Here is a 17,742-nt window from a genome sequence, read left to right as displayed (position 1 = left end):
AAGGATATACCTGTTAGAGCACTCTTACTTTCAAACTTGTAGGCTGCTGTGGTGAGTGGTATACTTTGTGGGTGGCTTTTATGAAGTCTTCTTCATTGGCCTCAAAGATGTTGTCCACATACTTCTGTGGGTTGCGGTCTACCAGCGGGAACCAAGAGCTTTGGATCTGTACCATAATGCGGTGACCTTTCCTGAAGGTATAAAGCACGTCCTGCAATTCCACATTCACAGCCGCCACTTGGTTAGGCACAAAAGGCTCTGGCTTTTCAAAGCTATTGCGGAAGCGACCACGGAATACCTCACTGCGCACCATCTGCTGATAGCCGCCCATCGGCTTGCCTAGCTGGTGAGTATACGCTGCAGCTGTGTCCGGGTATACATCGATCAGCTTCACCACCCAGTCAGCATCAGTACCGGTGGTGGCTACTTTCAGTTGTGCCAGTATCTCACCTGCCAGTGTCATGTCTTCAGTCAGCACGTCCGTTTGGAAAGTCAGTACGTCAGGTCTGCGGCTGGCAAAGCGCTGGTCATCGGTCATATACTCGCGGGTCATACCGGTGGCGATGGCCTCTGTAAAAGGCACGGGCTTAGCAGGGTCGCTGATGTATTCGCTGGCCTCTGTTGAGCCTGCTTTTGGCGCTTCAAAGCTCATCTTACCGTTGGCGTGCAGGTATAGCGTTTTCTCCTGTACTGCTTTTGGAGGCCATGTCTCGAACTCACGCCACTGGTTAGTACCGCCTTCAAACATGATGGCTTCTGGTAGCTTGACCGGGTTTTTGGCATCGTCTTTCAGGTAGTGGGCGAAGAATTTAGCTTCTACGTTTTGCTGATACCAAGGGGAGTTGGCTTGTCCGAAATGCACGTTGCCAATGCTACTGCCATCGCCACGAGCCCAGCCGCCATGCACCCATGGGCCCATCACCAGCATGTTGGTGAGTTTCGGGTTGTTCTTTTCGATGTGTTGGTAGATCTTCAACGGACCGTACAGGTCTTCGGCATCATACCAGCCACCCACGGTCATCACAGCTGTGCCTTTCAGGTTTTTGAGATGCGGCAGAATATTACGGTCCTGCCAGAATTTGTCGTAGTTCGGGTGAGCAGCCATCTCGTTCCAAAAAGCCACCTGATCTTTGTAGTATACCTCGTTGGCATTTTTCAGCGGACCCATGCGCATGAAGAACTCATAGCCATCAGGGGTGCCGTGATCGAAGCGTGGGTTGCGGTTCGGCGTTGGCTCCGGACGGGGAAGTCCAAAACTGGCCAGGAAGTTGAAAGCGTGCGGCAGGAAGAAAGCCCCGTTGTGGTGAAAATCATCCCAGAACCAGTCGGCAATAGGTGCCTGTGGCGAAACCGCTTTGAGGGCCGGGTGGTTGCTCATCAGGCCGGCAGCAGCGTAAAAGCCGGGGTAGGAGATGCCCCACTGTCCGACACGCTTGTTGCTATTTTTTAGGTTTTTCACCAGCCAGTCTACGGTGTCGTAAGTGTCGGTGCTTTCATCAATATCCTTTTTGCCTTTTTTGTCCGCCACATGCGGCGTCATGTTCACGAATGTGCCTTCTGACATATAGGCACCGCGCACATCCTGGTATACAAAAATGTAGCCTTCCCGCAACATCGTAGGACTGGGACCTAGGGACGTTTTGTATCCTTCACCATAAGGGCCAACCGAATAGGGTGTTCGGTTCAGCATGATAGGATGCTTTTTACTTTGGTTCTTTGGAGAGTAAACCACAGTGAATAGCTTTTTGCCGTCGCGCATCGGCACCTGGTACTCCTGTTTGATGTAATGCTCGCGAATAAAGAGGGAGTCCTGGTTGATCTTTTGTGCCAACGCTTCACCAGCATAAAGCCAGATGGCAAGCAGTACGACAACCGAACGAATAAGAGGGTGTATCTTACGCATTGAAAGAAGTTTAGGATTAATAACAAATTAGCCACCTAAATATAGGAATCTCAGCGTATAATTAAGTACATCCCACTCATATTGAGGTATAACCTGTGCCAATTGAAACAGGACCGGGGAAGAAACACTAAATTATCGTTGCTATGGAAAATGATTTACATCCAACCGACTACGAAAAGGACAGACCTCCAAAGAGGCCATACCGGGAAAACAGTTTACAAGGTATGATTCGCAAGCCTGTCTTTTATGTGCCGCTACTGCTTCTTGCTGCTTTTCTGATTACCCTGTTAATTCTGAATACGTCGAAGAATAACCAGATCAGAGACGCTCAGGAAAAGGCGGCGCAGGATCGGGAGGCAGTGGTAGCAGCCGCTAACCAACGCATCAACGACAATACGGCTTACCTGCTGCGAACGCTGATGATGCCTTTCGCCTGGTCGGTGCGCACAGCCTTGCTATCTGGCAATGTGGAGCAGGTGGACCAATATCTTTACCAATTTGTGCAGGAGCCTAACTTTGAGTTGCTGCTGGTAGCCGATGCCAATGGGAAAATTATCAGCACCACGAATCAGAAATACAAGGGAGAGGCATTTGAAAGCCATTTCAGTCCGGACCTGCTCAAAACAGAAGACGTCACACTGGACACCTCTGACTCAACCAGCATTAAAGTAAGTACGCCCATCATGGGGCTCAACTCTAAACTGGGAACCTTGTATGCGGTCTATAATCCAGAAGAACCACTGGCAGTTGACAGGAGGTAAAGCGCTTAATTTCGGACCTGTCGCATCACTGAAAAAGAGAAAGGTGCCCAGAAAGCAGCTCGGTGGTCCATGGCTTTGAGGCCACCGTTCACCCAGCCGTTGCAGGTTTTGAAAAGATGAAACTTGCCATGTGCTTCATAGAAGTTATCCCGACTGTGGTAACCCATTCCTTCGATCAATAGGAATTCGCCATTGGGTTGCTGTTGAAAGCTGTCCAGAATATACTGTACCAAAGCCTGGTACTGCGCCGGAGTGATCATCACAGGTTGCTGGTATTGGTTTTGGCGGAGCGGTTTGGCAATGTACTCCACGTGCATGGCGGTGCGGGTAGGCCAAAAGAGGGAGGTGATGGCTGTCGTGATCGTAAGGTCTTTCCATTCGGGCGTTTCCATATAAAATTGCCGGTCACCCCAGCCAAAGCCTACGTGCGTAAATGAGCTGTCGGCGCCTGCATAGTCGCGTACATGCAACCTGTCACGCCAGTCGATGATGTCGGTCTTGACAGGCAGCACCAGGTCCGTATGCACCCCATTGTCAGTCACAAAGACCTCTATACCTTGTGTTGTCTGGGCATAACTGCTGTTGACAGGTATACTGCCCAGCGTTAACCCAGCCAGTACGTACAGTACGGTCATCAAAGCCAGTCCTGCCAAAAATGCCAATAGGCCTTTGCCGGTTTTTCGCCAAAACAGATACATAGCTATAGGTACGCACATAAGCAGTTTGGTGTCAGGTATAGAAAATAAACCGTAGCCCGCCTGCTAAAATTCCACCATGCTGAGCCCCTCTGCTCTCAGATCATTGTATAGACAGTCTTTGCAGGTATAAAATTGTCAAATTCAGCTTTTTTGCGCAGATTGTGACTTTATTTCCTATACCACAAATATCCTTCTTTAAAGAGATACATCATGCAAAACACAATGAAGCGACTATTCGCTTTTGCCCTCGTGTTGCTGAGTTTGCAATCGGCTATGGCGCAGCAGCAAGCCTTGCAAACACCCGCGCAGTTTCTGGGCTATACCTTGGGCGAAGAGTTTACAACGCATGCCCGCATAACAGACTACGTGCAATACCTGGCACAGCAGGCTCCAAACCGCATCAGAGTGCAGGAGTACGGCAAAACCTACGAAGGCAGACCACTGCTACTAGCCTATGTAGCCAGCGACGAGAACCTGCCACGCCTGGAGCAGATTCGTGAAAATAACCTGCGGCAGGCAGGTATAGCCAACGGACAGGTACAAGGCAAGCAGCCGGCTATCCTTTGGATGAGCTACAACATCCACGGCAATGAGTCGGTAAGCAGTGAGGCAGTGCTGCAGGTGCTGTACGATCTGGTAGACCCAAACAATCAGCAAACCAAGAAGTGGCTGGAAAACACCGTAGTGATCCTGGACCCTTGCGTGAACCCGGACGGGCGTGAGCGCTACGTGCAGTGGTACAAGCAAACCCAGAACCAGGGTGGCAATGCCTCGCCTTATGCCTGGGAGCACTACGAGCCATGGCCAGGCGGCAGACCCAACCACTATTACTTTGACCTGAACCGCGACTGGGCCTGGCAGACACAGATCGAGTCGAAGCAGCGCATGACTCAATATAACCAGTGGCTACCGCAGGTGCACGCCGACTTCCACGAAATGGGCCCGGAGTCACCTTACTATTTCTCGCCAGCCGCCAAGCCGCTGCACGAGAGCATCACCCCATGGCAGCGTGACTTTCAGTACACGATCGGTGACTACAACCGTCAGTACTTCGACAAGAACAACTGGCTCTACTTCACCCGCGAAAACTTTGATCTGTTTTACCCAAGCTACGGTGACACCTGGCCAACTTTTAATGGCGCCATTGGCATGACGTATGAGCAGGGTGGATCCGGGCGTGCGGGTTTAGCTTACAAAAAGCAGGACGGCGACACCCTCACCTTGACCGACCGTATCGCCCATCACCACATCGCCAGCCTGGCCACTTTGCAGGCAACAGCCGAAAAAGCAGACCAACTGACGCAGGAGTTCCGCAAGTACTACGACAATAACCTGAAGAAGCCAGGAGGCGATTACAAGACCTTCGTGTTCCGGGCCGATGATCGAAGCGCCGGTAACCTTAAGGCACTGACTGACTACCTCGATCAGCAGCAGATCAGATATGGCTACGCTGGCAAGAGCAGCTCAGCTAAAGGATACAACTACGCGACAGGCAAAGAAGAAAGCGTACGGGTGAATCAGAGCGATCTTGTCGTGAGCATGTATCAGCCAAAATCAACTTTGGTAAAGGTGCTGTTCGAACCAAGTTCTAATCTTGAGGATTCACTGACCTATGATATCACTTCCTGGGCTATGCCTTACGCTTTTGGATTGCAGGCTTATGCTTTGAAGAGCCGCCTGGAGCCGAGCAACCAAAAGCCAGCCAAAGCCACCAATGCGATCGCAGTAGAGCGGCCATTTGCTTACCTGGCCCGCTGGAACAGTCTGCAGGACGTAAAGTTCCTGACCGAGCTGATGGCGCAGAAAGTAAAGGTACGCATGTCGGAGAAGCCGTTTGAGATGGAAAAGCGCCAGTACGATGCAGGTACGCTGATCATCACCCGTACGGGCAACGAAGGTATGGGCGATAAACTGGACGCCGTGGTACGCACTACGGCAGAGAAGCATGGCGTAACGCTGCAGGCAGCTACGACGGGCTTCGTGAGCAGTGGAGCTGACTTCGGATCAGGCAGTGTGCGCTTCCTCAAAATGCCGAAGGTGGCCGTTATGTCCGGTGAGGGCGTGTCGCCTTATGCTTTTGGTGAGATCTGGCATTACTTCGAGCAGCAGATAGGCTACCCGGTTACGGTACTAGGTACAGGCTATTTTGGCAATGTGCCGCTGCACGAGTTTGATGTGCTGATTTTGCCTGCAGGTTCCTATAGCCGCGTGCTGAATGAGCAAACATTGGAGCAGGTGAAGAACTGGATACGTGGCGGCGGTAAGCTAATTGCTATGGAAAGTGCCGCAGGATTCCTAGCGGGCAAAAAAGACTTCAATCTGCAAAAGAAGAATGGAGGAGAAGCCGCTGAGAAAGAGAAAGCCAAAGAAACGAAAGAGGACCCATACCGTCTGCTACGTGCTTACGGCGACCGTGAGCGCGATGCTATCTCAGAGGATGTGCAAGGCAGTGTGTTCCGCGTAAATCTCGATAAAACGCATCCGCTTGCTTTTGGCTACGGTGACACTTACTATGCGCTGGTGCGTACCTCCGACACCTTCAGCTTCATGAAAGACGCCTGGAACGTAGGTGTGCTCAAAAAGGACAACTATGCCACCGGATTTGTGGGAGCTAAGGCAAAAGAGCGTTTGAAAGATGCCCTGATCCTTGGTACGCAGCCGATGGGCAGGGGACAGGTGGTATACCTGGCCGACAACCCGTTGTTCCGCGGTTTCTGGCACAATGGCAAGTTACTCTTCGGCAATGCCGTGTTCCTGGTAGGGCAATAATCATTTAACTGGTTAAACAGTCAGTATCAAAGTAGTCATAATTTTACAAAAGCATCGGCCTGGCTTACTAAAGTCAGGCCGATGCTTTTTATCGCTGACGCATATAAGGATACGCGTATAATTTGTACCTTCACGTATACCTATAACCCTACTACCAAAACCCCAAAACTATGGACAGAATGATCAGTGCGCCCAATCCAGCTGAGTACGACGAGTTTTTCAACAGCTACATTGGCAATGCTAATACCGACGACCTGTTGTCTGCTTTGTCTGCAAGCGAAGAGTATATCGTTAACTTCATGCTCTCACTCAAAGAGCAACAGTTGAACTACCGTTACCAGCCCGGTAAGTGGTCTATCAAAGAGATGCTGGTGCACATGGCTGATACCGAGCGCATATTTGCCTACCGTGCCCTCTGCTTCGCCCGCCATGATAAAACGGAGCTGCCAGGCTTCGACGAAAATGCCTATGCGGAACATAGCAAAGCGGATGCAAGACAGATAACGTCTATTCTGGCGGAATATGCGGCTGTTAGACAGGCCACTATTGAGCTGTTTAAAGGCTTTGACGACGAAATGCTGAACCAAACAGGTATAGCCAGTGGACGAAGCGTATCTGTCAGAGCGCTGGGTTTTGCCATATTGGGTCACGAGATCCATCACCTCAACATCATCAAGCAACGCTACCTTATCTAGGTATAGAGTCAATTCCGAGTGCTGTAAACCAGTAGCAGAGCACTAAAAACAAGTCTTACATTATACCTGTACTCCGGTTCTCAGCATCGGATTTATAGCTATATTTATATCCATGACTTTATCCAGAAGAAACATAGGCTTGCTACTGGCGCCCTTGTTGGCTATCATGATGTGGTGGCTGACCGACGGACTGGAACCTCAGGCCCGCAAGGTGGCGACCATCATGATTTTTTGCCTGGTCTTCTGGATGACGGAGGTGATCCCATTATCGATGACGGCCTTCCTGGGTGTGATCATGGCCATCCTGACAGGTATAGCGGATATCAGTACTGCTTTCCAAAACCTGGGGCATCCTATTATTCTGCTCTTTATTGGTAGCTTTCTGCTGGCCCGCTCTATGACCCGGCACGGTCTTGATAAGCGCCTGGCTCTTTTCATCTTGTCACGGCCAGTCTTTCAGAAGAGCCTGTTTAGTATGTTTCTGGGTTTCTCGCTGGTGTCTTACGTGCTGTCGATGTGGGTGAGCAACTCTGTGACGGTGGCTATGCTGTTGCCGCTTACCATCGGGGTGCTGCAACTCATCCAGGAACCTGAATCGCGTAAAAGTCCTGCCCCTTTCTTCCTGCTGGGTATAGCCTACAGTGCTTCGATTGGAGGTGTGAGCACGATCATCGGTTCGCCGCCTAACCTGATCGGGGTAAACTACCTGGCCAAAGAAGGCATCAGCATTGATTTCCTGCAGTGGATGATGATGGCCCTGCCTATCTCACTGAGCATGTATGCGATTATGTTGCTGTATGTTCGCTGGTTTCTGAAGAAGTTTCGCTTCAGCGCGGCAGGTATACGGGCATATGTGGAAGCGCAGAGCCTAACGCAACCGCCTATTTCCAAAGGAGAGCAGATCACGATGGGGGTGTTCACACTGGCTGTAATTCTCTGGTTAAGTCCAGGTGTGTTCAATCTGCTGGGAATGGAAGCCGCTTACACCTTTATGAGCACCTATTTCGCTGAAAGCACCGTGGCAGTTTTAGCTGCGCTGCTACTCTTTTTGATTCCACCCGGGCAGGAGAATGGGGGAGAGGGCACGCTCACAGCCGCTGACCTGGTGCGCATCGACTGGGATACAATCCTGCTATTCGGCGGCGGTATGGCGCTGGGGCAACTGGTAGTGAGTTCCGGCCTGGCCGATGTGATTGGAGCCAGTATTACCACATTCGTTAATCCGGAGCAGCTGATCATACTGATTCTTGTACTGGTGGGTGGTGTGCTGATGCTGACCGAGGTGAGTTCCAATACCGCTATTGCCATTACCTTTGTGCCGATCATTATCGGTATTCTCAACCAACTGCAACTGCCGGAGCTATACCCTGTGCTTGGCGTTGTGGTGGCTTGTAGCATGGCCTTTATGTTGCCCGTGGCTACACCGCCCAATGCTATCGTGTACGGAAGTAAACAAGTACCCATCAGTACGATGGCACGCACAGGTTTGCTGCTAAATCTGGCAGGCACGATCGTGATCACGGCCTGGGTGAAATTCTATATGTCCTTCTGATTTTATACCTTGTACCTGCACCCAAAAGAAGCTTATGCCTAACCAACGATTATTCAGAATTTTACTCGCCATTGCCTGCTTTGTGTTTGCAGGGGTTAAAGGCTGGCAGATCATGCAGGGAGAGTACGAATGGATGGATATCTTTTTCCTAATTGCTTTTCTCGGGTTCGGGATCATGTATGTGGTGTTGCTGAACAGAAACAAACCACAGCAGTAGGAGGGGATATAAAGAGAAAAACCTGAAAGTTAAAAAATGTCTTGGTAGGCATTCTCAACTTTCAGGCTTTCAACTTTTAGCCAAAGGTACTCTTTATACGCCCCGGTTTTTGCCAAGGTTGCAGCTGCTTTTAAAAAATAAAATATTTTTTTGAGCGGTTCGTTAGCGTCCTTTCCTTCTATCCCAGCGTCTCAGGTCCAGTTATTAGGCCGGATCCACATCGGCTACGACACGCACTCCTTTAAAGTCTGGTAGCAGGTATAGCTGCTGTATCACTTTGGCAATAGCTTGCTTGGCTGCCCGTAAGTTGACGTTCTCACGTGGAAGTTTCACATGGATCTCATTCAAGAACAGGTTCCGGATCTTGAAAATGTAAGGCACTTCAGGCCCGAGAACTAATTGGCTACTCAGCTGATCCGTCAGGTCCTTGGCGAGCACAATCGCAGCGTTTTCCGATACTTTCTCGTCAACATGCTTCACGGTGATGCGGATCATGCGTGCGAATGGCGGATAGCCAAAACGCATACGTTCCTCTATCTCGTGCTCGTAGAGCGAGGTATAGTCGTTGCTGTGTACCTTGCGGAAGATCGGCTGCAACGGGTCACGTGTTTGGATCAATACGGTACCCGGCTTGCCCTTGCGGCCTGCCCGTCCGCTTACCTGCACAAACAGCTGATAGGCCCGCTCGTGCGCCCGGAAATCAGGGAAGTGAATGATGCTGTCGGCGTTGAGTATACCTACCAGACTCACATTTTCAAAATCCAGGCCTTTAGTGACCATCTGCGTGCCAATCAGCACATTGGTTTTGCCACTCTCGAAGTCGGAGATGATCTGCTGGTAGCTGTTTTTCTTCTTGGTCGTGTCCAGGTCCATGCGTTGCACCTCGGCATTGGGCAGCATCAGTTTCAAGTCATCTTCAACCTTCTCCGTTCCGAAACCCATCGCTTTGAGGGTCGTGGCTCCGCAAGCCGGACAGTCGTGCGGCATGCGTTCGTGGTAGCCACAGTAGTGACAACGCAGCTCGTTGTTATACTTGTGGTAGGAGAGGCTCACAGCACAGTGCTGGCACTTGGGTATCCATGAGCATTCGTCGCAGCTAACGAAAGGCGCATAGCCCCGACGGTTCTGGAACAGGATAACCTGCTCCTGCTTTGCCAGTCGCTCCTCAATGGCGGTAACCAGCTTGCCTGAGAAGTGGCTGTGCATGTTTTTGCGTTGCTGCTCTTCGCGTACGTTGATCAATTCGATTGTGGGCAGCTGCGCCTCGCCGAAGCGTTTGCTCATCGTCACCAGTCCCCAGCGGCCTGTCTTGCAGTTGTAGTAGGTCTCGATGGAAGGCGTGGCGGATCCAAGCAGGGTTTTAGCGCCCTGCAAATGTCCCATCATCAGGGCTGTTTCACGGGCGTTATACCGGGGAGCGGGGTCATACTGCTTGTAGCTGGGCTCGTGCTCTTCGTCGACTATGATCAGCGATAGGTTATGGAAAGGCAGGAAAACCGCCGAGCGCACACCCACCACCATCTGGAAACGGCCAGATAACACGCCTTGCCATACCTCAGCCCGCTCATTGTCAGAAAACTTAGAGTGGTAAATGCCCAGTTTATCACCGAACACCTTTATCAGGCGGGTTACGATCTGGGCGGTCAGCGCGATTTCGGGGAGCAGGTAGAGCACTTGTCCGCCGGCCTCCAGCGCATGCTTGATCAGATCGATGTATACCTCCGTCTTACCACTGCCGGTCACACCATGCAGGAGCACCGTGTCTTTCTCTTTGAAAAGACCCAGAATCTCGTCTTTGGCCTGCTCCTGATGCTCTGACAGCTTCATGGGCTGGAGTGGCACCGTGTTATCAATGGGGAAGCGGGAAATGATCTGGTCAAACTGCTCGAACACGCCTTTCTTGATCAGGGAGTCGATGGATGACTTTGAAAGGTGCGGGTTGTTGGCCAGCGCACTCTTCTCTATACCTGCCGCATTGAGATGGATGTTCTGGTGCACCGGCACTTTTTGCAAGTAGTTGAGCAGAATGTCGAGTTGCTTGGGTTTGGTGGCCAGCTGGTTGAAAAGCTCTTCCAGCATGCCTTCCTCCTGCACAAAATGCTCTGTCAACCGGATCTTCTTAACCACTTTAGGTGAGAAACGGTCACTCACCTGCTCAAATATGATGATCGCCTCTTTCTGGATCAGCGACTTGATGTACTTGTGGTAGTTCTTGATCTGCAGCAGATTACCCACTTCCGTAAAAGTAAGAGCAGGATTTTGCTGCAAGGCATAGATGATCTTGACTTCTTGCGAAGCCAGCGGTGTATCGTCTTCTTCAGGATTAAAATGCGGGTGCAGCTGTATGCGCGACTCGCTGCTAAGCTTCAGCGCCGATGGCAACGCCGCATTGATCACTTCCCCGATGGTGCACATGTAGTAGTCAGCAATCCAGCGGAAAAGTTTGAGCTGAGGCGTTGTGACGATCGGTTTGTCGTCCAGCACGTCCAAGATGTACTTGGCCTGGTAGTCAGTGGGTGCGTTTTCGTGGATGTCGGCTACAATGCAGCTAAGCACACGCTTGCCACCAAACTGTACAATGACCCGGGCGCCTACCAGCACTTCGTCGTTCATGTCGAAGGGAATACGGTAGGTATAAAGTTTCGGCAACGGCAGTGGCAAAATCACGTCGGCAAAAAGGGTGACGCGGTCCACGGCCGGTTCCGGCGGGTAATTGAAATTGAGTAACTCTGACAAGGGCGCAGGTATAGGTTATACATGCAAATGTCGCAAAAAAGCATGGAATTCCCGAAGGCTTTCAACAAGGGATGGCTATACCTGCTCCATTCCTTTCAGCAAGAGAAGAAGCTATACCTACAGCGATGGGAATTTCGGATTCACTCCATTTCCCTTTTGTAACTGCTCCAGGGCCTCGGCGGCGGTGTACACCGGTAGCTGGCATGTTTTGTTATAGCACACGTAAACCGTTGTTTTGCCTTCGATGGCAAAGCGATCTTTTAGCAAGGGAAGCTCGCTTTGCTTTTGAGTGCCGGCCAGCAACATGTTAGGTATGTAAAACGAACTTAGCTCTGACCGCATCTCTGGTGCCAGGTGCCCTACAATGGCTATTTCCGCAGTAGGCTGCAGTTTATGGAAATACAGACTAGCCCAGTTACCCATATGTCCCGGCTCTTTCACCACAAGCTCCTTAACTTTAGACAGCATCATATCAGAAAGCTCCTGATAGTGCTCCTCGTCAAAGTAAAGCCCCAGCAGATATAGGTTTGTGGCCATGACGGAGTTTGAAGACGGGATCACATTGTCGAGCAACTCTTTCTTGCGTGCCACCAGTTTTTCTGCGTTCTGATCTGTGAAGAAGAACAACTGCTCCTGCTCATCAAAGAAGTTGGTCAGGGTATAGTCCGTCAGCTGCTTTGCCTCCTGCAGGTATTTTTCATTGAAGGTGATTTCGTATACCCGGATCAATGCGCGGATCAACAGCGCATAGTCTTCCAGGAAACCATCAATGGATGCAGTGCCTTTTTTGTAGTTATGATACAGCTTATTGCCTTGCTTCAGATGCTGGAGTAAGAAATCGGCATTGCGCACAGCCAGATGGAGAAAGTGCTTGTTGCCGAAGGTATAGTAAGCGTCGGCCAGGCCTTTCAACATGATGGCATTCCAGGAGCAGAGGATTTTGTCATCCAGACCGGGTCGGATACGCTGGGAACGGACTTCCATCAGCTTCTCTTTCCAGGTCTTCACCATTTCCTCCAATACCTCCAATTCCAGTTCGTTTTCTTTGGCAAAGTGCTCGTCACTGATGCGCCGGTGCAGGATGTTCTGTCCGTGCTCAAAATTGCCAGTGGTGGTCACATGGTAATATTTCGAAAAGATCGGCTCTTCTTCTTTCAACAGGTCCTGCAGTTCTTTGCGTGTAAAAACGTAGAACTTGCCCTCAACGCCCTCGCTGTCTGCATCGAGTGAGGAATAAAACCCGCCTTCTTCGCTCATCAGTTCACGCTCCGCAAAAGCTATTGTTTCATACACGACATCTTTGTACAGCGGTTCTTTGGTGAGGAGAAAGGCCTCCGAATAGAGGCTAATCAGCTGTCCGTTGTCATAAAGCATTTTCTCGAAGTGGGGCGCCAGCCATTTCTCATCGACTGAATAGCGTGCGAATCCACCACCGATCTGGTCGTAAATACCGCCGTAAGCCATTTCGCGCAAGGTCAGGTTCAGATGCATCATGGCTGCGGTATTCTCAGTATGATAATAATAACGGAGCAGGAATAGATAATTAGCAGGCATCGGAAACTTGGGCGCACTGCCCAGTCCACCATGCTTCTTGTCAAATTGCTTTGCCAGGTTGCTGTATATTTCCTCAAACTCTGCCTCACTCGGCTGATCCTTGGCTGGCGTTAGACCGAATCTTTTCAGTTCGCTCAGGTTAAGATGCTGCACAAACTGCTCAGCAGTCTTATCTAGCCCCTCCCTGTCTTTTTTATAAGCTTCGGAAATGTTGAGCAACAGGTTGACCCACTGCTGTGGTGTGAAGTAGGTGCCGCCATAAAACGGCTTCGCCTCTGAGTTCAGGAAGACATTGAGCGGCCAGCCTCCCTGCAGACCCATGGCCTGTAAAGCATCCATGTGCACAGCATCCACATCCGGGCGTTCTTCCCGATCCACTTTGATGCACACAAAGTGCTTGTTCATCACATCTGCGATCTTCTCGTCCTCAAAGGATTGGTGCTCCATCACATGGCACCAATGGCAGGCCGCATAGCCAATGCTTACCAGAATGGGCTTGTCCTCTTGTTTTGCTTTTTGCAACGCCTCGGTGCCCCATGGATACCAATCCACCGGGTTGTAGGCATGCTGCAGCAGGTAAGGGCTGCTTTCACTGATCAGTCTGTTGGGTTTGTCTTTTCTTTGGGCCATCGTCATCGTTTTGCAGGCTTTTGGCATTCTATACCTACGGGCAAGGCTGTCAAAAGTATGCTGATGACAAGGTGTTTAGCAGCTAGTTGGAAAGGTGACGCAGCTTTTATACCGGGGAATTAACTAATGAGCTGTTCCTTCAATGCTTTTTCTTCCTCCATGGTGTCAAGTTTATACTTGGTGGATAGTTGATGTAACTGCCTGATTGTCGCTTTCAGGAAATGCTGATGAGCCTCCGAAGTAGGATGAAAGGGGCGGTGAGCGATTGCACGCCGTATCTTCTCCCATTCCTTCAGAAAGTCTCTGAATTCTGAGTTTAAGTAGGCGCCCACAAATTTCTCCCAGATGTAATCTTCAGCTATCTCAGTGGGGTGCACCATATCGCGACCATAAAAGCGGTAATCGCGCAGGTCGTCCAACATGATCTCGTAAGCGGGGAAGTAGCGTACCTGCTTGTGTTTGGAAACGACCTCGTGGCAGAGTAGCCTCAATATGGATTTGCTGACGCTATTGACTTCGATTGTCTCTTTAATGTGACGTACGGGGCTGACGGTGAGCAATACCTGTAGTTCGGGATTGAATTGGCGGAGGTTTTCCAGGGTTTGATCAAAATCACTTAGAAGTAAGCCAAGCGGCAGGAGCTCGCGACTGAACTGCCGAGCGGGTAGTTTATGACAATTGGCCACAACTTCACCGGAGCTCTGCAAGCGATAGCCAACTGCTGTCCCCAAGGTAATGATCAAGAGGCTGGCTTGCTTCAAAGCCTGACGCATTCGGAACAGCTGCTCCTCAATACGCTCTAGCAAGTCTTCGCGTGAACTGGAAGAGAGGGAAGAATGCAGGTCATAAGCGTACCAGATACCATGTTGCTGCACAAGATTGTCAGCAATCGAATGGGAACCACTCACTGAAGCTCTTAAAAGCTTATTAACAGACAGTGGGTTGAAAATTGTACCGAAAGGATTGACCAACACCTGTGCCTTGTTCTCCTGCAGCTTTCCGCCTATCACTTCAGCAAAACAAGAGCCCATCGTTACGATCCCACTTGATAAGCTGATATCAAGACCACTGGCAGGCACATGTATTTCAGTTCGGAACATAGGTATAGGTATAGGTATAGGTATAGGTATAGGTATAGGTATAGGTATAGGTATAGGTATAGGTATAGGTATAGGTATAGGTATAGCGCAAATTAGCTGGAAGTGGGAAATAAAAAAAGCGCCCTGCTGTTGGGCAGGGCGCTTTCAATGCTTACAAGTGGCTAAGATTACTCAGCTACTACGTTAAAGCGAATCTGGTGCTTCACTTCTTTGTGCAGGTTCAGTGTAGCAGTATACTCACCAGCTGTTTTAACATCCTGATCGAAAGAAATGCGCTTGCGATCTACATCGTAACCCTTTGTCTTAAGAGCATCAGCAAGCTGAGTAGTTGTGATAGAACCGAAGATTTTACCAGTCTCACCAACTTTAGTAGGGATTTCCAAAGTGATATCGCCGATGCTGTTAGCAAGCTCCTGCGCGTCGTTCTGGATTTTCTCTACTTTGTGAGCAGCCTGACGCATGTTCTCTTCAAGTACTTTCTTATTCGTTTTGTCAGCCAAAACTGCAAGACCCTGTGGGATCAGGTAGTTACGGCCATATCCTGGCTTTACTGAAACGATATCGTTTTTGTAACCAAGGTGCTTAACGTCATCTTTAAGTATTACTTCCATGTTCGTACCTCCTTATTTTAAAGAATCAGTTACATAAGGTAAAATAGCCAGGTGGCGTGCACGGGCAACAGCCTGAGACACTTTACGCTGGAACTTCAGGCTAGTACCTGTCAATCTTCTTGGAAGAATCTTGCCCTGCTCGTTCACGAACTTAAGCAGGAAGTTACCGTCTTTGTAGTCAATGTACTTGATACCGCTTTTTTTGAAGCGGCAGTATTTCTGACGGTTTTCTTGTTTGTGTACTCTTTCGTTTACTAGGCTCATTATGCTTTAACCTCCTCTTTTTTAGCCTGTGATTTAAACTCGCCTTTTCTTCTGCGCTCGTTGTAAGCAATAGCATGCTTATCAAGGGCAGTAGTTAAGAAGCGAACAACTTTTTCGTCGCGGCGATAAGCCAGCTCAAGCACATCAATTACATTAGATGGAGCCTTAAACTCGATGAGGTGGTAGAAACCAGTAGATTTCTTCTGGATTGGGTAAGCAAGCTTACGTAGACCCCAGTTCTCTTCGTGGATAATTTCGGCGCTATTTTCCTTAAGCACCTGTCTGAACTTCTCGACCGTTTCCTGCATCTGCGTCTCGTTCAACAGAGGCGTCAGAATGAAGACCGTTTCGTAATTTTTTAATTCCATTTGGTTATGAGAATTTTTTTGTTTTAGGGTGCAAATATACGGCAATGATTCTGTATTACAAAAACTTGCACTAAAATAAATGCTTGTGAAGAGGCAATCAAAATTACAGAGAGTAGGAGAGAGGCTGTATACTTCCTGTCAATAACATCGGACAACCATGCTTGTGGCAAAAAGGTGAAGCCGACAGATTAGGCTACTCCTATATATAATAGAGTGTAAAAAGCGTCAAAAGTGATAGAGAAGTGGAAGTTTGACGAACAAAAAGATAACAGCAACAAAATCAGGTATTTATAAGTTCAAGGGTGGGTGCTCTATTATGAGAGCTAAAACCAAGAAAAAACAGGATAATTTAGCACAAGTGGAAGTATGTAAAACTTGTGTTATTTAGAATAATTTTAAATAAAAAAGCTGATTCTGTTAAAATAATGCAGAAAATGCCCTGAGGATGATTGCACTTAATAGGAGATTGTGTATAGGGGTAAAAATAAACATATAATATTTGATTAATGGGTTTCAGGTAGTAGATTTGTGCCCGTAAAGTAAATTCACCATTATACTAAACACAAGCGTCCTGGCTATGATTAGCTGTATACAAAGAGCAAAAACCAAATTCTTGATTGCCTTCTTGTTTGCCTTGGCGGCCTCTTTTGGAGTGTCGACCACTGGGTATGCGCAAGGCGCAAGTCTGCCTGTAGATGATGCAGGTATTGTAAGTGCAGGCGAGTCCCTGTATAAGAACAACTGCGTGGTTTGCCACTCTGTGGGAAGCGATGTAGTCGTTGGTCCTGGTTTGAAAGGTGTAAATGAGCGCAGAACGCAGCCTTGGTTGATCAGCTGGATTAAAAATTCGCAAGCTTTGATCGCCTCTGGTGATAAAGACGCTATTGCGATTTACAACCAGTTCAACAAGCAGGCGATGCCTTCCTTCAATTTCTCTGATGAAGAAATTGTATCGATGCTGACCTACATCAAATCTGCGGAGACTGCCGCTGCCGAGGCTCCTGTTGCTGGCGATGCTGCAGCTGCTGCACCAGGTGAAAATGTTGGTACAGAGGCGATTGGTGCCATAGGTGGTTATCTGGATATCGTACTGGTAGTTCTGATTGTTGTTTTGATCGTGCTGGTTGTGACGTTGCTATTGATCACATCAGTGTTGAAAAACTACTTGAATAAGAATAAGCAGCTTGATGAGTATGATGCTGAGATCGTAAACCAGCGTTTTGACTTTTCTAAAATATACAAGTCTAAAGCCGTTCGCACCCTGGTAGTGCTGATCTTCGTGATCGTGCTGCTTGATCTGGCGCTTGAAAAGGCAATGGGTATTGGTATACAGCAGGGCTACGCTCCTTCACAGCCAATTGCCTTCTCTCACAAACTGCACGCTGGTGAGCACCAAATTGACTGTAACTACTGCCATACGACAGTTTACGAAAGCAAGAGTGCCAGTATTCCTTCAGCTAACATCTGTATGAACTGCCATAGCCAGATCAAAACAGAGTCGCCTGAAATTCAGAAGATTTACAAAGCCATTGAGCGTAACAAGCCGATTGAATGGGTGCGTATCCACAACCTGCCTGACCTGGCTTATTTCAACCACGCCCAGCACACGCAGGTAGGTGGTGTAGAGTGCCAGACTTGCCACGGTCCTATCCAGGAAATGGAAGTAGTGTATCAGTACTCACCGCTGACTATGGGCTGGTGTATAGACTGTCACCGCGAAACTCCTCTTAACACAGAAGGAAATGCATATTATGACAACCTGGTGAAGTTACACGAAGCAAGCACGAAGAGTGCCTTCACAGTGTCATCAAACGGTGGTGCAGAGTGTTCTAAGTGCCACTACTAATTAGTTAAATTAAAGGATTCGAGTTTTCTAGATATAAT

Annotated in this window: 15 protein-coding genes; 6 read left to right on the top strand and 9 right to left on the bottom strand. The window is 49.1% G+C overall.

What is annotated here, in order from left to right; all coding sequences use genetic code 11:
* Nucleotides 1-13: 13 nt before the first annotated feature.
* On the bottom strand, nt 14-1,903 hold the full coding sequence (locus tag AC5FX6_RS13520) for a CocE/NonD family hydrolase (RefSeq protein WP_493597588.1): 1,890 nt from the start codon (nt 1,901-1,903) through the stop codon (nt 14-16).
* A 143-nt stretch (nt 1,904-2,046) separates the two neighbouring features.
* Between AC5FX6_RS13520 and AC5FX6_RS13515 the strand changes: the two genes are divergently transcribed.
* A complete protein-coding gene (locus tag AC5FX6_RS13515; protein ID WP_493597587.1) occupies nt 2,047-2,664 on the top strand; it encodes a hypothetical protein in 618 nt (205 codons plus the stop codon).
* Between the two features lie 5 nt (nt 2,665-2,669).
* On the opposite strand, the gene AC5FX6_RS13510 is transcribed toward AC5FX6_RS13515, so the two are convergent.
* A complete protein-coding gene (locus tag AC5FX6_RS13510; RefSeq protein WP_493597586.1) occupies nt 2,670-3,362 on the bottom strand; it encodes a TIGR02117 family protein in 693 nt (230 codons plus the stop codon).
* Between the two features lie 222 nt (nt 3,363-3,584).
* On the opposite strand from AC5FX6_RS13510, the gene AC5FX6_RS13505 reads away from it, so the two are divergent.
* The 4 genes from AC5FX6_RS13505 (at nt 3,585) to AC5FX6_RS13490 (ending at nt 8,595) form a co-directional block, all read left to right on the top strand.
* A complete protein-coding gene (locus AC5FX6_RS13505) occupies nt 3,585-6,131 on the top strand; it encodes a M14 metallopeptidase family protein (protein ID WP_493597585.1) in 2,547 nt (848 codons plus the stop codon).
* 170 nt (nt 6,132-6,301) lie between these two features.
* Complete coding sequence (locus tag AC5FX6_RS13500) at nt 6,302-6,826, top strand: DinB family protein (RefSeq protein ID WP_493597584.1); 525 nt, start codon at nt 6,302-6,304, stop codon at nt 6,824-6,826.
* Between the two features lie 112 nt (nt 6,827-6,938).
* A complete protein-coding gene (locus tag AC5FX6_RS13495) occupies nt 6,939-8,378 on the top strand; it encodes an SLC13 family permease (protein ID WP_493597583.1) in 1,440 nt (479 codons plus the stop codon).
* A gap of 34 nt (nt 8,379-8,412) precedes the next feature.
* Nucleotides 8,413-8,595, top strand: coding sequence for a hypothetical protein (locus AC5FX6_RS13490; RefSeq protein WP_493597582.1), 183 nt, complete (start codon nt 8,413-8,415; stop codon nt 8,593-8,595).
* A 204-nt stretch (nt 8,596-8,799) separates the two neighbouring features.
* On the opposite strand, the gene priA is transcribed toward AC5FX6_RS13490, so the two are convergent.
* From priA to rpsF, 7 genes are all read right to left on the bottom strand, one after another.
* Entirely contained in the window at nt 8,800-11,331 is a 2,532-nt protein-coding gene (gene priA, locus AC5FX6_RS13485; RefSeq protein ID WP_493597581.1) for a replication restart helicase PriA, read from the bottom strand.
* 117 nt (nt 11,332-11,448) lie between these two features.
* Nucleotides 11,449-13,515: a thioredoxin domain-containing protein gene (locus tag AC5FX6_RS13480; RefSeq protein WP_493597580.1), complete on the bottom strand. Its 2,067-nt coding sequence runs from the start codon at nt 13,513-13,515 to the stop codon at nt 11,449-11,451.
* A gap of 119 nt (nt 13,516-13,634) precedes the next feature.
* Nucleotides 13,635-14,615 (bottom strand): GSCFA domain-containing protein, encoded by a 981-nt coding sequence (locus AC5FX6_RS13475; RefSeq protein ID WP_493597579.1) that lies wholly within the window; start codon nt 14,613-14,615, stop codon nt 13,635-13,637.
* Nucleotides 14,602-14,763: a hypothetical protein gene (locus AC5FX6_RS13470; protein WP_493597578.1), complete on the bottom strand. Its 162-nt coding sequence runs from the start codon at nt 14,761-14,763 to the stop codon at nt 14,602-14,604. The genes AC5FX6_RS13475 and AC5FX6_RS13470 overlap by 14 nt, the downstream gene beginning before the upstream one ends.
* A 19-nt stretch (nt 14,764-14,782) precedes the next feature.
* A complete protein-coding gene (rplI, locus tag AC5FX6_RS13465; RefSeq protein ID WP_493597577.1) occupies nt 14,783-15,226 on the bottom strand; it encodes a 50S ribosomal protein L9 in 444 nt (147 codons plus the stop codon).
* A gap of 12 nt (nt 15,227-15,238) precedes the next feature.
* Nucleotides 15,239-15,490, bottom strand: coding sequence for a 30S ribosomal protein S18 (gene rpsR / locus AC5FX6_RS13460; protein ID WP_007652662.1), 252 nt, complete (start codon nt 15,488-15,490; stop codon nt 15,239-15,241).
* Nucleotides 15,490-15,858, bottom strand: coding sequence for a 30S ribosomal protein S6 (rpsF, locus tag AC5FX6_RS13455; RefSeq protein WP_493597576.1), 369 nt, complete (start codon nt 15,856-15,858; stop codon nt 15,490-15,492). Before rpsF ends, rpsR begins: the two co-directional genes overlap by 1 nt.
* A gap of 613 nt (nt 15,859-16,471) precedes the next feature.
* Between rpsF and AC5FX6_RS13450 the strand changes: the two genes are divergently transcribed.
* Entirely contained in the window at nt 16,472-17,704 is a 1,233-nt protein-coding gene (locus AC5FX6_RS13450; RefSeq protein ID WP_493597575.1) for a c-type cytochrome, read from the top strand.
* Nucleotides 17,705-17,742 lie beyond the last annotated feature (38 nt).

Source organism: Pontibacter sp. LHS2, assembly GCF_058932845.1.
This window is presented reverse-complemented; position numbering and strand designations above follow the sequence as displayed.

Coding starts and splice junctions, on each gene's coding strand:
- AC5FX6_RS13520 (WP_493597588.1), bottom strand. CDS start 1,903: ATGCGTAAGATACACCCTCTTATTCGTTCGGTTGTCGTACTGCTTGCC.
- AC5FX6_RS13515 (WP_493597587.1), top strand. CDS start 2,047: ATGGAAAATGATTTACATCCAACCGACTACGAAAAGGACAGACCTCCA.
- AC5FX6_RS13510 (WP_493597586.1), bottom strand. CDS start 3,362: ATGTATCTGTTTTGGCGAAAAACCGGCAAAGGCCTATTGGCATTTTTG.
- AC5FX6_RS13505 (WP_493597585.1), top strand. CDS start 3,585: ATGAAGCGACTATTCGCTTTTGCCCTCGTGTTGCTGAGTTTGCAATCG.
- AC5FX6_RS13500 (WP_493597584.1), top strand. CDS start 6,302: ATGGACAGAATGATCAGTGCGCCCAATCCAGCTGAGTACGACGAGTTT.
- AC5FX6_RS13495 (WP_493597583.1), top strand. CDS start 6,939: ATGACTTTATCCAGAAGAAACATAGGCTTGCTACTGGCGCCCTTGTTG.
- AC5FX6_RS13490 (WP_493597582.1), top strand. CDS start 8,413: ATGCCTAACCAACGATTATTCAGAATTTTACTCGCCATTGCCTGCTTT.
- AC5FX6_RS13480 (WP_493597580.1), bottom strand. CDS start 13,515: ATGGCCCAAAGAAAAGACAAACCCAACAGACTGATCAGTGAAAGCAGC.
- AC5FX6_RS13475 (WP_493597579.1), bottom strand. CDS start 14,615: ATGTTCCGAACTGAAATACATGTGCCTGCCAGTGGTCTTGATATCAGC.
- rplI (WP_493597577.1), bottom strand. CDS start 15,226: ATGGAAGTAATACTTAAAGATGACGTTAAGCACCTTGGTTACAAAAAC.
- rpsR (WP_007652662.1), bottom strand. CDS start 15,490: ATGAGCCTAGTAAACGAAAGAGTACACAAACAAGAAAACCGTCAGAAA.
- rpsF (WP_493597576.1), bottom strand. CDS start 15,858: ATGGAATTAAAAAATTACGAAACGGTCTTCATTCTGACGCCTCTGTTG.